Raw genomic sequence first — 15,095 nt, 5'->3', positions numbered from 1 at the left:
CGATGTCCTTATTCGGTTGTTTCAGGGGGAGTGAGGAGAACATGTTAAATACTCATGATGTTGCAATAGAAGCATTAACTTGTTATTCGATTACTTATCAATCAATAGCTCATATTGGCCAAAATGCAAACACCATCTATAAAGTGACAGATAAGGAAAGTAACTACTATAGTTTGCGGATACATCTATCAAAAAATGATTCGATGGAAAGTATTTGGTCTGAGGAAAAAGTCATTCATTCAGAAATGATTTGGCTGGAATCATTAATAAATGATACTGATCTGGTGTTACCGTCACCTATAAAAAATAACATTGGTGAATATGTTACTAAGATAGCTGACATGAACTGTACATTGGTAAAATGGGTAGAGGGTGAACAAAAACAATTTGTTCCAACAGTCAATGATGCCGAGTGCGTAGGTGAATTGATCGGAAAGCTTCATAAACAATCATCTATTTGGAAGGTTCCGCAATCATTTACTAGACCATCCTTTGATAATACTAGAATTTCACAATCATTAGAAAAGCTCAAACAGCTTGCTGACGGTGGTGAGCTCAATAAAAATGATGTGGAAATTCTGCAATTGGCCGGTGAGCGTGCAATTTTAATGATGAACGATATAGAAAGAACACCTGGCAACTGGGGGATAATTCACGCAGACTTAATTCCAAGTAATTATGTGTTTCATAAACAAGAAGCTAGAGCCATTGATTTTGGAGCTTGCGGGTTCGGATATTATTTATTCGATTTAGGTTGGGCACTTTCTTATATCCACCCAGCGTTCAGAAGCCAGTTGCTAGAATCATACGCCAAACAATTCGACCTGCCTCATAACTATGTTCAACAGTTAGAAGGCTTCTTTGTAGCTGCCCAACTCGAAACAATGAATTTTTGGCTTGGGTTGCCTGAATCCAATGAGTGGTTACCCAGTCATATTAGTAAATTAGCAAGTCGGGAATTTAAGTTATATGTAAATAAAGAAGAATTTCTTTTTAGTGGGACTCCTTACTGGGAGTAGTTTGTTCCACTAACGGGAAACGTTGGCTCAAATCACGATCAGCCAGCTGCGTGATCGGCTGCCTTTTGCTCGATCTTGATCGTATCGGACCGTATTGCAGCTATTTCAGCATATGGTTACATATTGCGAAGGTTTCGGACTGTATAACTCTTATTGCCCTTGATTTACGTAGAAAAGAAGTACATTTGAGCGAATAGCTGCAACTGAGTCCGATAGTATGGCAAAACGAGCTGAATTATGGAAATAAGAGCAACTGAGTCCGAACAGTTGGGTGAAAAGAACGCCGCCTGCCAAATTTGCTCCTAAACGTGCTACCTAGTGCTTAAACTAGCCGTCTACAGCTCAAGCTATCTACTCCGTGCGCGGAATTAGCTACCTATAGCCCAACCTAGCTACTCCGTGCGCAGAATTTGTTACCTGTTGCTCAAACTAGCCGCCTATGTCTCGAAACTAGCTGCCTTTTGCGCGATCTTGATCGTATCGGACCGTATTGCAGCTATTCCAGCATATGGGTACATATTGCGAAGGTTTCGGACTGTATAACTCTTATTGCCCTTGATTTGCGTAGAAAAGAAGTACATTTGAGGGGATAGCTGCAACTGAGTCCGATAGTGTGGCAAAACGAGCTGAATTGTGGAAATAAGAGCAATTGAGTCCGAACAGTTGGTGAAAAGAACGCCGCCTGCCAAATTTGCTCCTAAACGTGCTACCCAGTGTTTAAACTAGCCGTCTATACACCGTGCGCGGAATTAGCTACCTATAGCTCAACCTAGCTGCACCGTGCGCGGAATTAGCTACCTATAGCTCAACCTAGCTGCACCGTGCGCGGAATTAGCTACCTATAGCCCAACCTAGCTACTCCGTGCGATAATTGAAGGATGGGCAAAGGTGAAAACGTTTATTGGCTTATAACGCACCAATTAAACCTTGGAAAGAAGCTTAATATAAATAAGAAGGCAGCCGATCAACACGATCAGCTGCTTTTGTTCATCTAAGAGTAATTTCTCAAATAAATAAAAGCATCCTTGACTTTCCCCTACACGGGAAACTGTATACTCACCTTATGTTATAGATTGGAGATGATATTTTGTTCAAAATCAGTGCATTTTCTAGGCTAAGCAAGGTATCCTTAAAAACACTGCGTTATTACGACCAGATTGGCATACTAAGGCCGAAAAAAGTGGATCAGGATACGTGCTACCGTTACTATTCCGCAGATCAGCTCCTTGAGCTCAACCGAATTTTAATCTATAAGGAATTGGGTTTTACATTGCCTCAAATTAAACAGCTGCTTCAGGAAAATATTTCATTAGAAAATATTCAAGGCATGTTTAAGCTGAAAAGAAGCGAAATCCAGCATATCATCGATACGGAACAAGCTAAACTCGTCAGGATTGAGGAACGTATGCAGCTTATAGAAAAAGAGGGGCAATTCGAAACGGGTCAAGAAATCAGAGTCAAAGCAGAGGGTGCTCAATTGTTTCTTTATCAGAAAGCATGCGGGAAAGAAGAGGACATTCCGGATTTGCTTCGTCAATTTGATCAGTTTATAACGACGGAAAATCGTCAATTCATTCAAGGCCCTCAGGTTGTTTTGTGGAAAGAAGTCGAAGGAAAAGAGGATGAGTTTGAGTTTGAAGTCGGGTATTTTTTAACCTGTGAGCTGCGATCATTTCCAGAACCGTTTCAGCTACGGACTCTTCCTCCTGAACCGATGATGGCCACAATGGCTTTTCATTCAAATACTAGTTTTGATTGTGCGGCCTGTGTTCATTTAGCTAAATGGATTGAGAAAAACAACTATCAGATCAAGGAGAACGAACCGGGCAGGGAGTTATATTTACCGTTATCTCCAGAACGAGATGCACAATTCATAGAAATACAAATTCCCATTATAAATAGATAACAGAAGAAGTGGAGTGGGGGAAATTGAAAAATAAACGGATCATTTATATTCTGGCACTGGCTGTTTTTCTGATTGGAACCATTGAATATATTATTACAGGAGTTATTGAGATGATCGCTGTGGACTTGGGAGTATCTACTTCTGAAGTTGGATTATTGGTGACTGTGTTTGCCCTCTCTGCAGCCATTGTCGCTCCGGTTTTGATTGCATTAACGATCAATGCAGACCGCAAGAAACTACTAATGACCACCCTAGGTGTGTTTATTGCCAGCAACGGACTTATGTTTGTAGATCTTGCTTATGAAACAGTACTATGGATACGTATTATCCAAGGGGCTAGCGGAGGAATCGCTACCGTTGTAGCCATGGCAATAGCGACCCGACTCGTTGAAAAAGAAAAAAGGGGCAATGCCATCGGTATCATTTTGATGGGGCTTAGCAGTTCACTAGTGCTTGGTGTTCCTGTGGGAACATTTTTTAGTGAGCTGTTTGGATGGAGAGTGCTATTTGTTTTAATCGGATTATTAAGTATTTTTCCATTACTTATCATCTATAAAAAGGTACCGGCAATCAAAGAAGAGGAGAAGGTTACCCTCAGAATGCAGCTCTCTATTTTAAAAAATCCAACCATTCTGATGGCCTTGGTTATTACGTTATTTTATGTCGGCGGCTATTCTACACTGTTTACTTATATTACGCCTTTCTTGCAAGCCACGTCCTCTCTTTCCATGACCGAAATTAGCGGTGTTCTGTTCCTGGCGGGCATTTGCAGCTTTGTCGGATCAAGGCTGGGCGGACAACTGGCAGATGCAAAGGGATCGAAATTTACCATTTGTCTCGGGCTTCTGTTACAACGAGCGACTCTGCTTTTATTTGCTCTAGCCGGAGTCAATCTGTTGGTTTTAATCTTGGTTTTAATGATTTTTATGTTAGCAACGTGGAGTATTTCCCCGGCCCAGCAACTATATCTGGTTACTCTGGCGCCTCGAAATCCGGACATTGCTCTTAGTGTAAATACTTCGTTCATCCAATTTGGCTTTGCACTGGGATCTGGATTAGGCGGGTTAGTCATCAGTCGTACATCTGTCCTATATTTGAATTGGCTGGGTTTTGCCGCTGTATGCATAGCTTTACTTCTTGCCCTCTTACTATTTAAAAAAATGAGCAGTAGGACTAAAACTACTATGGTTATTAAATAAGAAATGGATTGGGAAACGACAAAGAGAACCTTTTCGCTGATTTTTGGTTTGACTGCGATAACCTCAAAGAATTTATTTTTGAAGTCGAATCACATGTCGATTCATTACCTGAACTTTACGCTAACGTGAAACGATAACACAATAACGACACACAGGCAGTCGGTCAATGGATCGGCTGCCTATGTTCAACTAACGGGCAGAATACTTCCAATATGTGGTATTCTAAGGTATGGGATTTGAACAGGGGGGAGCCATGTTGACGGAAATAAAATATCCAGTTAAGAATCCATCCAGAATTGGAACTATTATAGGCATGATTGCTCTTATATCGAGTCAATCTATTCTTGGATTGAGATTATGGAATCAGAGGGGGGTATTCTACACTTCGTTAACTGTGGTTCTTTTGTGTTTAGTTTTATTGTTACTCACATTGTACAGAACATTTTTTAAGAAACCAACGGAGTTATGCCTATCCAATGAGCAAATTATATTAAATGGAAATATGATTAATCCAAAGGATATTAAAGTGATAATGACCAGGGGGTACTTTAAACCTGTTATTGGGATATTACCTTACAGGAGGAAGATCGTCCCATTAGATATGGCATTTAGGTATTCAAAGGATGAAGATAAAGGTATCTCGGATTTAGAGAGTTGGGCAAAAATGAACAATGTTAAGATGGTCAATAAATCGTTTCAAACGTGGATATAAGTGTATTCAAAAGCACTATTCGGCAGTTAAATGCGGTATATATAGTACGATTATCCATAAGAGATGAGGTGCCTTTATCAAGAAGAAATATGCTTTTCTAATCGTTTCCATATTATTATTTGTGATGGCTTATACAAAACCAAGTAGTCAATATTATGATAATTACCTCCATAAGGTTCACGGTCTTAAATGTGACAGTTCCGAAAGCTCAAATTGCTTTCATACTATTAATGACTTGAAATCATCAAGTCTCACACATCAGATTATTTTTATGACAGCAGAAACAAAAATTTTTGGAGAGGCAGATAACAAAATACGAGTAATAGGTATTTTCAATCATTTTTTTGTGATAGAAAATCGTCTTCATCCTAAATCAGATAATAACAATAATATCGAAGTTCCGTTAAGCTAACGGGCAGGATTGTTTAGAAAGTCCCTGATTGTATTTACCTATGCTTACTGTTAATCTAAACAATAGAGATGCTAACAAAGGAGCATAAACCTTATCATGTGGAATACTCTGTAAAGATTAACAATTTGAAAGGATGCCTGAAATAGTGATTACACTATTTTATTAGGTGTGCTTTTCTTTAATCTTACAGGGTGTGCAGGGAAAGGTGTATCATATACCCATCCTGCGGATACCTGATGGTATTCGCTTTTATTCGTGGGAAAACGCATCTCTATTGATTCCTACCTGTTTATCCTTCTACTAGCGAGTGGAGGAACTTTATTATGCGATCGAAATTAGTCTTAATTGAGGGGATGCCAGGATCTGGCAAAACAACAACTGCTCAGCTCGTTCATGAAATTCTTACGGAAGTGAACATTACATCGCAGCTTTTTTTAGAAGGAAATTTGGAACATCCTGCTGATTATGATGGAGTCGCTTTCTTTAAGAAAACTGAATGGGATGAATTATTGAATACCCATAAAAAGTTTAAAGATTTGTTGAGTAATCTAATGATTCAACAAGATAACGATTACTTCCTAGAATATCGGAAAATAAAAAGTGAAGTCTGGTCAAGTTTTCCAGATGAATTGCATCGCGCAGTTTTTAAACATGATATTTATGAATTGCCGCTAGATCAGAATAGGAAACTTATAACAGAACGATGGACGAAGTTTGAGGATCGTGTTATGTATGGCGCAGACACCTTTATTTTTGATTGTTGTTTTATACAAAACCCTGTAACAATAGGCATGATTAAACATGCTGCGAAGAAGGAAGACGTTATAAGTTATGTTATTGAACTGGCAACAATTGTAGAGCGGCTGAATCCATTGTTGATATACGTACAGCAGAATGATCTTGATCATTCTTTCAGAAAGGCTGTAAAGGAAAGACCTCAGGAATGGTCAGAGGGATTTATTGAATATTACACGAACCAGGGGTATGGAAAAACACAAAATTATAAAGGGTTAGATGGAACACTGCAGGTTCTTAAAGCAAGAAGGGAACTAGAAGAAGAGATTTTTACCAGATTAAACATTACCAAGATAAAAGTTGATAACTCTTCTTATAATAAAAACGAGTATAAGCAAGTTTTAGAGGGCATTTTATCAGAATATTATAAATCAACAAACTAATGAGAGATTGGATTCTAGGGATTGCAGGCTGAAAAAGAGGCAATCTATAAAGCTTACGGGAAACGATAGCTGAGGAGCATTGCCATGGCAATGCTCCTTTTTTATTTGTTGAAGTAACGGGCAGGATTGCTTCATCCACTGTCGAATCCTTTGCTTGAATATTTCTATAAAGGAGGGGATGGAAATTAAGATACGAGAAGTTGTAGCAAATGATTATGCTGAAGTTGTTTTTTTATGGAATGATGTACTTGGTGTTCGCAATGTTAATATTGAAAATTTTCGAGTTACTATGGAAAACATGAATAAGGCTGGGAATTATAAAACATTCGTTGCATTATTTGAAAATGAAGTGGTTGGTTTTGTCACTATAGTTCAGGCGTTATCCGTAGGGTCTTCGAATGGTTATCTACATATTCAAGGGCTTGCCGTTAAAAAGGAATTACAGCATAGTGGGATAGGTACAGAACTACTAAGACACACTGAGAATTATGCTAAAGAAATGGGAATATCAAGTATTATTTTATGTAGCGGATTTAAGCGAACCGACGCCCATGCTTTCTATGTGCATAATGGCTATGACAAAGATTCATACTGCTTTGATAAGATTATTAAACTTGACTAATTTTGAATTAATTTACCGGGAAACGTTAACTCAATAATGACACACAGGCAGGTCAGCGTGGGATTTATGTTGTTTATTCAGGAGGATTTTTGATTGTGGGTTATGAACAGGATTTTAAAAAAAGGGTACATGAAGTTATTAAACAGAAACAATTATGTTCAGTTATGAATGACACTAAGTGGGGAAACTTACAAAGTGATGTACTAAATAAACTACCTTTTACCCCTCCATATCAAGCTAAGTATGTCTTAGACGATATACCTTATCCAGAGAACTTCGAAAACGACGTCTGGTATTTAGGGGATTGGATAGAAGGACTTTCACCTTTTTTTTCTGTAGAATGGATACGGGTTAGACCAAGGTATCAGAAGCACAAGGGGAATCTGCTTCCTCCTGAATTAATTGACATAAGTAAAGAATTTCTTTCGATTTTACATGAATTAAGAATTCCGTATAGAGAAGAAAATAATACATTTTTCATTTATGGATATATATCAAATACAGACTCACTTTTCAAAGGTAATCAATTAAGCTAACAGGAAACGTTAATTTAATAAAAACATGTAAGCAGCCGCTCAAACAACCGGCTGCTTTTTCATTTAAACTTGGTTTGATTTCGGATAAATAAAAGTTGCAAAAAGGAAAAAGATTGCTATACTAAAATTAAACGTTATTTTAAATGTCATTTAAATCAAAGAGAATATACTTGGAGGTTGCGTATGGAGACAGACAAAAAGTTGGAAACAAAAGAGAAGATTATGCGTGCCACACTGGAGTTGACTAAACAAGAAGGCTTTGAAAGGATTACTATAAAAAAAATTGCAGAAGCCTCAAGCACGAATGTCGCTCTAGTTAACTATTACTTTGGGTCCAAAGAAAATTTGTTTAGCGAGTCCATCAAATTGATATTGAACAGCTTTCAGCATACCTTTGCCATACTTGACGATTTCTCTATATCCTCACGAGATAGATTGAGGCAATTTTTACTGGATTATTTGCAAGTGATCCTTCAATATCCCGAATTGCTCTCCAGAATCATCCTGATGGGCAAGACCGTTTTCTCCTCCCAGCATGAATATGGATCATTTTTGAATCTATTGGGGTTTCCTAAGATACAAAATACTTTAAGAGAGTTAACCGATGAACAGCAACCAGAGCACCTGATGACCATGACGATGCAGATTTTTGGAGCGCTTTTTCTACCGGCACTTATGAGTCCTATTCTAGAAACAGGAGCTTCCGTGAAGATTGCACCTATAGAGGAACAGATTGACCTGCTCTTTGCAAGATACTTTCATTAATAAACTCAGATTGAGGTGATTAAATGAATTTTTTAAGAAAATATTGGCAGGATATAGGACTATTCATTGGCATTGTTATATGCATGTATCTTCTAATGAATTGGCAAACAATACCGCGGATAAACAGCATATTATGGTTAAGCTTTGTGGCGATCCTTCTTCATCAATTTGAGGAATACCGCTGGCCAGGGTACTTTCCAGGCATATTCAATATAGCCCTTTTTAAAAGTGAATCCCCTGACAACTATCCATTAAATAAACAGTCGGCAATGATTATTAATGTGGTCATCGCCTATGTGTTCTACTTGCTCCCTGTATTCTTCCCGTCAGTAGTATGGCTGGGGATGGCACCTGTTTTAATGGGCTTTTTCCAAATCATTTTCCATGGAGTCGTCATTAATATAAGAGCAAAAAGCATGTATAGTCCAGGATTAGTCTCCGCAATTTTTGTACATTTGCCGGTGGGGATCTGGTACATCAACTACTTATATGAGCATCATTTAATAACCCTCTCAGACTGGATTTGGAGCGCAATTTATTTTGCCATAGCTGTTTATATTTTAATAGTGAAAGGAAATACATGGATGAAAAACAAAAACTCCATTCACAAATTTTCGCAAAAGCAATTATGGTCTTTTCATAAGTAGCTCCTCATAACCCACCAGAAGGTCCAGTTGTTATAACTCTTGATGTAAAATTTGATCATATTACACGTTCGAAGATGCTCCCGGATTCAGTTGGCCTTTAACTAAACACAGTACATTAATCCTCTCGTTACTGGAGGTTGATACACTGTGTTTTTTTCTGCGGATTTCTTCGTTTGCTTCGCGCTATAGAAAATGTTGAAGTTAATATTCTGTTGAGGATCTCATCACTATCTGTTTACGATTCAGAGTTAGAGTTAGAGAAGGCCAAGCGAAAAAGGAGCTTTCTCATGAACACAGATCCTAAAGTGCTTATTGTAACTTCGGCATTTGGAGACGGGCATCTCAAAGTAGCAGAAGCGATTGATCATTCTTTTAGACGTAGAGGGATCAGCCGGATTGTCACCTTGGATCTTTTCGCTGCAGTCTACCCTACTCTGAATGAGCTGTCCCGCAGATTCTACCTGAACAGCACAGGTTATACTCAAGAATTTTATGGATTAGTGTACAAGTTGACGAGCAAGATGAACCCAGACCAGTTCATGGGCAGATGGATTCATTCTATGGGCAAGCGGAAAGTGCAAAGGATCATCGATGAGATCGGACCGGATATTATCATTCATACCTTTCCTTATTTGGCCGCTGCAGAGCTTGCATCAACAAAGGGGAGACGGATCCCCCTTTTCACTGTCATGACGGATTATGTGGTTCATGGCAGATGGCTTCATCCACAAACCACAAAGTATTTTATCGCTACGGAAAGCATGAAAGAAGAACTGATGTCATTAGGTATTGCTGAAGAAAAGCTTGTGGTTAGCGGGATTCCGATTCGTGAAGCTTTTGAACAGACTCAGGAACGTGAAGCCCTTTTACGTAAGCACGGACTAGATGGAAATCGGCATTATCTATTACTTGCGGCAGGGGCTTACGGTGTGTTGAGTGATATTAACCATTTAATAATAAGGGCGCTGCAGCAATCAAACTTTGATGTAATGGTATTGTGCGGGAATAATCATAAGCTCCAGATGGCTACGGAAGAGCTTTTTCAAGAGAATCCTCGGGTTCACATACGGGGTTATACAGAAGAAATGCAGGAGCTAATGTGCATATCCTCCTGTCTGTTGACCAAAGCAGGGGGGATTACCTTGACTGAGGCGATGGCTCTAGCACTTCCTGTAATTGTCTATCGTCCGCTCCCCGGTCAGGAGGCAGGCAATGCAGAATGGTTGTCTGAGCACAATTTAATAGAGATTGCCCGAGACGAGGAGCAGTTAGTAGAGCAGCTTCAGAGATTGGAACATCTTGGGTACAAGGATGAAAAGGTACAGGGTATGAAGAGTTTTTCCCGGAAATCAGCCGCGGATGCTATTGTTACTGAGGCTTTAGAGGTTATCAAGCTGCGGCAGCCGTCTGTTTCAGCCGTAAAATCTATGGTTGTTGAAGGGCAGGCGAAGACGATTCATGGATATTATTAGCAAGGTAGAAAGACCACGCGTTGTGGGTCCTCTAATTGGAGGCTGGCTCGGAAGCTCGGGGAATGAATTGCTGCCTTTTCAAGTAAGCACCTGTTTATTTGATTATAATTATTTATTACCAGATAAAGGGTCGATAAGATGTTATTATTTGTATGGGTGAATTTATTGGAAATGGTGCTTTATTGTCATTGGGGAGGTCAAAATGTACACGAATCAGAAGATAGAGGATATTTTGCATGAAATGCTAATCAAGTCTGTGGAAAATGAAAAGTTTCCGGGATTAGCGGCCGGAATCGTAAAGGACAACCAAGTTCTGTTTACTGGTGAATATGGGACGGCAAATTTATCGACGGGTGATCCTGTTGTTCGTGGCACTTTGTTTCACCAAGCCTCTGTCTCCAAAACCTTCGTAGCAACTGCCATTATGCAATTAGTTGAGCGTGGTAAGGTAGAATTGGATGCTCCCATCACTAAATATCTGTCATATTTTAAGTTAGAGGATGAGCGGTATCAAAATATAACAATAAGACAGCTTATGAATCATACCTCCGGTATGCCTGATGAGGAAGATTACGCGTGGGACCGCCCTGAATACGACGAGCAAAGTCTTGAACGATATGTAAAAGGGATAGGTCACCACAAGCTGTTAAGCCAACCGGGAGAGAAATTTGCCTATAGTAATATAGGATATGAGATCTTGGGAGATATGATAGCAAAAGTCAGCGATATGAGCTTCGAGCAGTATATGGAAAAAAATATTCTTGAACCGACAGGAATGCAGTCCAGTTCTTTTCTTAAACAGGAGGTTGAAGCTTATATTGCTGCACCTCATGTGCTTGGAGCTACCCATGAATGTGGTGGCTGCGTTAGTAGTGTTTTTCCATATAACAGGGCTCATGCACCTAGCTCCACTTTATATACCCATGCCGAAGATATGTGCCAATATCTGCTGATGCATCTAAACGGTGGAACAGCCGGGAACGGCAATGAAGTCCTCCAGCCAGGTAGCTATAATGAAATGTGGAAACCTCATGCACAAACGGGCTATGATCCGGAAAATGCACAGATAGGATTGGGCTGGTTTCTAGGAGAATATAAGGGTTCTCGTATTCTCTCACATTCCGGCTGGGATACTGGATTCTTAAGCAATCTGTTCCTGCTTCCCGATAAAAAAATCGCTATTTCTGTTATGAGTAATTGTGACTATGTCAACATGGGCAGTGTATGCTTCCCAATCCTTGATCTGTTGCTTGGCTCCAATATTTAGAACGAGTCTGTAATTGATTTTACAACTTCATAACAAGGGGCTTCGTACTTTATAACATTCGTATCTTAAAGTACATGTAAGTCAAGCCCACTTACACTATGGAGGTTATGAGAAATGAAGAGTAAAGATGTGAAATCAGCCCTCGGGGTGATCGCGATATCCAGTGGTCTGCTAGCCCTCACTGCTTTGGCAGTGCCCACAATCGTCGCTTATACTACAGTGAACCAGAATGTGTCTCAAGCGGACGTTTCCTACACGCAAGAACTCAACCAGAAGCCAGCTGTTCAACTGGCGAGCAGCCAGATCCCGGTACTTAAGGTTGCAACCAAAACACCGGTCTCGACGATCAAGTCGTATTTTGAGCGCACAGTCACTGCTGAAGAAATTAAGCAGATTAATGAGTATGCAGAGAAGGCCAGGCTCACTGGCAAGGATGAACAGCTTACGCGGCAATTTACGGACCAAGAGAATAAGCGGCGGATGTTATTGGATGATCAATACAAGTACGATGGCTTACGGCCCCAGCAGAAGCTACCTTTGAAATCAGGGAGTTCCGAATTTTATCTGGATCAAAGCAAATTTACCTATGTAATTCCTAAGCGCGAACTGACTGATGAAGAAATGCTGCAATTGATCGACTGGAATTATCGCTTTAATTATGTGGTAAGCCTCAATCTTGTCGTGGCACAGCCAGATAAGAAGGACATCAGTCAGGATGAAGCCCTACGCAGAGCAGAAGAGAGCGTAAGCCGTCTATTCGGTGTCGATCTCTCAAAGTTGCAGGCTCAGACCTCATATTATAAACCTTTTCCTGATTCGAAAGGGCAATGGTTCGTTAATTTTCTACCTTACCGTGCAGAGACACTGCGGGCTCAGGATAAGTCTTATTTCATGTATAATACGTTCGTGGATGCAAAGAGCGGGACCGTACTTGATACCACGATAGTGGACCTGTCCTATAAGAGAACGCCGATTACAGCAGCTATGAATAAACAGATTAGCCAGGATTCCAGCTGGCTTCAAGCCGCTAAATCCATTGTGGTGGACAAGCAGGGCGAGACCCGTGCGATAACCAGCTCATCTATCATTAAAGACAGTGCATATGACAAAAGCGGAGTAGTAGCGGTCTTGGTCAAACTGAAAGACGGTAGCTCCTACACGGTAGAGCTGCGCTATCCGGAGAAGACTCTGCGCTGCCTGATCTATACACCGGTTTCCAAGTAATGAAGTGAACCAGCGTTATAAACTACTTTAGTATTTACAACCTACAGCAAGCCCCACTCGGGGCTTGCTGCTCTGCATTTTGAGAGCTGGTGGATGACTATTGTGAGAGCAGGCATGGGTATAGGAATTTCTTTTTACAAGAAGGGATGGTTAGATGCTAGATATTAAATCCTTACAAGAATGTCCTCTTCGTCAAAATGAGCTTATTGAGTATGTCAAAAAACGGTGGCCAAAAGTACAACAAGCTGTGCTCCCCAATATACAAGAAAGTTTAATCTCAAAAGATGAGGAGTTCCCTTTTACATTTTTGCTGTTGAAACATGATGTAATCATCGGGTTTTATCAATTAATTGAGCAGGAATTTATAACTCGAAAAGATTTATCACCTTGGATTGCGCCATTGTTTATTGACGAAAGTAAGAGGGGCAAAGCACTAGGAGCCGTTTTGTTGGAGCATGCCAGAAAAATAGCTGGGCAACTAGGTTATGCAAAAGTCTACTTGGCGACGGATCATATTCTTTATTATGAGAAATATGGATTTAAGGAGATAGGTCTGGATAACTTCGAGTGGGGACGGCCCACCAAAATATATGAACATGACACTATTACATAAATGACCCAAATGGAAAGCAGGAGTTATCATGGAACATATCTTCGAATTAGCAAAAATAAAGAGTGAAGAAATAACGATACTCGAACTGCAGGATGCAATGGATAGAGGGGATGTTAGTTCTAGGGAACTTGTTATGTATTACATGTATCGGATAGCAACGTTTGACCAGAGTGGTCCCATGATAAACTCTATTATGGAAATGAATCCAGATGCGATTTATATTGCCGAGGCATTAGATCAGGAAAGGAAATTAAGCGGAGCACGAAGTCTTCTACATGGTGTGCCTGTATTATTGAAAGGAAATATTGAAACGAATGATAAAATGCATACAACTGCGGGCGCATTAGCTTTGGAAAACCATGTTAGCTCGAACGATGCTTTTCTTGTCCAAAAACTAAGGGATGCTGGGGCCATTATACTTGCAAAAACAAATATGACGGAATGGGCAAATGGGATGTCATCATACATGTGGGCTGGGTATAGCTCAATAGGAGGACAAACCAAAAATCCATACGGTGATCATTTTCCGGGAGGTTCCAGTACGGGTTCTGCCGCTTCCGTTGCAGCCAACTTTTCAACAGTAGCCGTGGGGACAGAGACGTCTGGCTCTATTTTAAGTCCAGCTGTGCAAAACGCAATTGTTGGTTTAAAGCCAACTGTAGGTCTAATAAGTAGATCAGGCATAATTCCATGGTCATATTCTCAGGATACAGCTGGACCTATGGCAAGGAATGTGACAGATGTTGCGATCTTATTAAATGCGCTTACGGGAAAAGATGAAAGTGATCCTGCTACTTGGAAAAATGAATATTCTACTATGGACTACACAGCATTTTTGGATAAAGACGGATTAAATAAAGCGACCATAGGCGTTTTTAGAAATGCTCTACCTAAGAATTATTGTGACATGGGTGAATATGATGAACATTTATTTAATGATGCTGTGGCTAAATTAAAAGGTTCTGGAACCAACATAATAGAAGATATAGATATTCCATCGTTCCATAGAGAGTGGAAATATAACAAAATGAATCTTGAATTTAAGCATTCCGTTGAAAATTACTTATATAACCTTCCGGCTCAACTTCCTGTCCATAACCTAAATGAATTGATGGAATGGAACGAGCGGAATTCGGAAAAGGCTTTGAAATATGGACAAGATATGCTGAACTATCGATCACAGCTAGATAAACCGTTGAATCATTCGGAATATATAGTAGAGTCTATCTCTGACTTATATTATTCGCAAAATATGGGGATCGATCATGCTTTAGAAAAGTATGGATTGGATGCAATCCTGTTTCCTGCTTATGTCGGAGCTGATTTAAGTGCTAGAGCAGGTTATCCAACTATAGCAGTGCCCGCAGGCTTTCAAGAGAATGGAAGAGCCTTTGGGATCACATTTGCAGGAACGGCATTTAGTGAACCGACACTCATTCGGATTGCATTTGCATTCGAACAACAAACGAAACACAGGAAAATGCCGGCTCTAAAGAAATGAAAGATGAATTGAAAATTAGAAA

The 15,095-nt window shown here is 39.9% G+C and carries 14 protein-coding genes; all 14 read left to right on the top strand.

Going from position 1 to position 15,095, the window contains the following annotated elements:
- The first annotated feature begins 41 nt into the window (after positions 1-41).
- The 14 genes from NSQ91_RS23100 to NSQ91_RS23035 all read left to right on the top strand — a co-directional run bounded on the left by NSQ91_RS23100 (position 42) and on the right by NSQ91_RS23035 (position 15,073).
- A complete protein-coding gene (locus NSQ91_RS23100) occupies positions 42-1,019 on the top strand; it encodes a phosphotransferase enzyme family protein (protein WP_076304648.1) in 978 nt (325 codons plus the stop codon).
- A 1,087-nt stretch (positions 1,020-2,106) separates the two neighbouring features.
- Entirely contained in the window at positions 2,107-2,925 is an 819-nt protein-coding gene (locus tag NSQ91_RS23095) for a MerR family transcriptional regulator (protein WP_076194965.1), read from the top strand.
- A 23-nt stretch (positions 2,926-2,948) separates the two neighbouring features.
- The gene (locus NSQ91_RS23090) at positions 2,949-4,124 is read left to right on the top strand and encodes an MFS transporter (RefSeq protein WP_340920015.1); all 1,176 of its coding nucleotides are present in this window, start codon (positions 2,949-2,951) and stop codon (positions 4,122-4,124) included.
- 253 nt (positions 4,125-4,377) lie between these two features.
- Positions 4,378-4,836: a hypothetical protein gene (locus NSQ91_RS23085; protein WP_076184229.1), complete on the top strand. Its 459-nt coding sequence runs from the start codon at positions 4,378-4,380 to the stop codon at positions 4,834-4,836.
- A gap of 735 nt (positions 4,837-5,571) precedes the next feature.
- Positions 5,572-6,426: a hypothetical protein gene (locus tag NSQ91_RS23080; RefSeq protein WP_076184228.1), complete on the top strand. Its 855-nt coding sequence runs from the start codon at positions 5,572-5,574 to the stop codon at positions 6,424-6,426.
- A 178-nt stretch (positions 6,427-6,604) separates the two neighbouring features.
- Positions 6,605-7,048 (top strand): GNAT family N-acetyltransferase, encoded by a 444-nt coding sequence (locus NSQ91_RS23075; protein ID WP_076279211.1) that lies wholly within the window; start codon positions 6,605-6,607, stop codon positions 7,046-7,048.
- A 95-nt stretch (positions 7,049-7,143) separates the two neighbouring features.
- Positions 7,144-7,584 carry a DUF6678 family protein gene (locus NSQ91_RS23070; protein WP_081391890.1) on the top strand — a complete coding sequence of 147 codons (441 nt, stop codon included), beginning with the start codon at positions 7,144-7,146 and terminating at the stop codon, positions 7,582-7,584.
- A 183-nt stretch (positions 7,585-7,767) separates the two neighbouring features.
- Positions 7,768-8,349, top strand: coding sequence for a TetR/AcrR family transcriptional regulator (locus NSQ91_RS23065; RefSeq protein WP_076184227.1), 582 nt, complete (start codon positions 7,768-7,770; stop codon positions 8,347-8,349).
- A gap of 23 nt (positions 8,350-8,372) precedes the next feature.
- Complete coding sequence (locus NSQ91_RS23060; protein WP_076304651.1) at positions 8,373-8,996, top strand: HXXEE domain-containing protein; 624 nt, start codon at positions 8,373-8,375, stop codon at positions 8,994-8,996.
- A gap of 287 nt (positions 8,997-9,283) precedes the next feature.
- Positions 9,284-10,468, top strand: a complete 1,185-nt coding sequence (locus NSQ91_RS23055) for an MGDG synthase family glycosyltransferase (protein ID WP_076304652.1) — start codon at positions 9,284-9,286, stop codon at positions 10,466-10,468.
- A 202-nt stretch (positions 10,469-10,670) separates the two neighbouring features.
- The gene (locus NSQ91_RS23050) at positions 10,671-11,735 is read left to right on the top strand and encodes a serine hydrolase domain-containing protein (protein WP_076304653.1); all 1,065 of its coding nucleotides are present in this window, start codon (positions 10,671-10,673) and stop codon (positions 11,733-11,735) included.
- Positions 11,736-11,849: 114 nt separating this feature from the next.
- On the top strand, positions 11,850-12,959 hold the full coding sequence (locus NSQ91_RS23045; RefSeq protein ID WP_076304654.1) for a hypothetical protein: 1,110 nt from the start codon (positions 11,850-11,852) through the stop codon (positions 12,957-12,959).
- Positions 12,960-13,113: 154 nt separating this feature from the next.
- Complete coding sequence (locus NSQ91_RS23040) at positions 13,114-13,572, top strand: GNAT family N-acetyltransferase (RefSeq protein WP_076304655.1); 459 nt, start codon at positions 13,114-13,116, stop codon at positions 13,570-13,572.
- Between the two features lie 28 nt (positions 13,573-13,600).
- Complete coding sequence (locus tag NSQ91_RS23035) at positions 13,601-15,073, top strand: amidase family protein (RefSeq protein WP_076304656.1); 1,473 nt, start codon at positions 13,601-13,603, stop codon at positions 15,071-15,073.
- Positions 15,074-15,095: the final 22 nt, after the last annotated feature.

It is taken from the genome of Paenibacillus sp. FSL R7-0048 (genome assembly GCF_038004505.1).
GTDB lineage: Bacteria > Bacillota > Bacilli > Paenibacillales > Paenibacillaceae > Paenibacillus_AQ > Paenibacillus_AQ odorifer.
The sequence above is the reverse complement of the archived record's forward strand: the minus strand, read 5'-3'. Positions and strand labels throughout refer to the sequence as shown.

Coding starts and splice junctions, on each gene's coding strand:
- NSQ91_RS23085 (WP_076184229.1), top strand. CDS start 4,378: ATGTTGACGGAAATAAAATATCCAGTTAAGAATCCATCCAGAATTGGA.
- NSQ91_RS23065 (WP_076184227.1), top strand. CDS start 7,768: ATGGAGACAGACAAAAAGTTGGAAACAAAAGAGAAGATTATGCGTGCC.
- NSQ91_RS23040 (WP_076304655.1), top strand. CDS start 13,114: ATGCTAGATATTAAATCCTTACAAGAATGTCCTCTTCGTCAAAATGAG.
- NSQ91_RS23100 (WP_076304648.1), top strand. CDS start 42: ATGTTAAATACTCATGATGTTGCAATAGAAGCATTAACTTGTTATTCG.
- NSQ91_RS23050 (WP_076304653.1), top strand. CDS start 10,671: ATGTACACGAATCAGAAGATAGAGGATATTTTGCATGAAATGCTAATC.
- NSQ91_RS23055 (WP_076304652.1), top strand. CDS start 9,284: ATGAACACAGATCCTAAAGTGCTTATTGTAACTTCGGCATTTGGAGAC.
- NSQ91_RS23080 (WP_076184228.1), top strand. CDS start 5,572: ATGCGATCGAAATTAGTCTTAATTGAGGGGATGCCAGGATCTGGCAAA.
- NSQ91_RS23075 (WP_076279211.1), top strand. CDS start 6,605: ATGGAAATTAAGATACGAGAAGTTGTAGCAAATGATTATGCTGAAGTT.
- NSQ91_RS23045 (WP_076304654.1), top strand. CDS start 11,850: ATGAAGAGTAAAGATGTGAAATCAGCCCTCGGGGTGATCGCGATATCC.
- NSQ91_RS23035 (WP_076304656.1), top strand. CDS start 13,601: ATGGAACATATCTTCGAATTAGCAAAAATAAAGAGTGAAGAAATAACG.
- NSQ91_RS23060 (WP_076304651.1), top strand. CDS start 8,373: ATGAATTTTTTAAGAAAATATTGGCAGGATATAGGACTATTCATTGGC.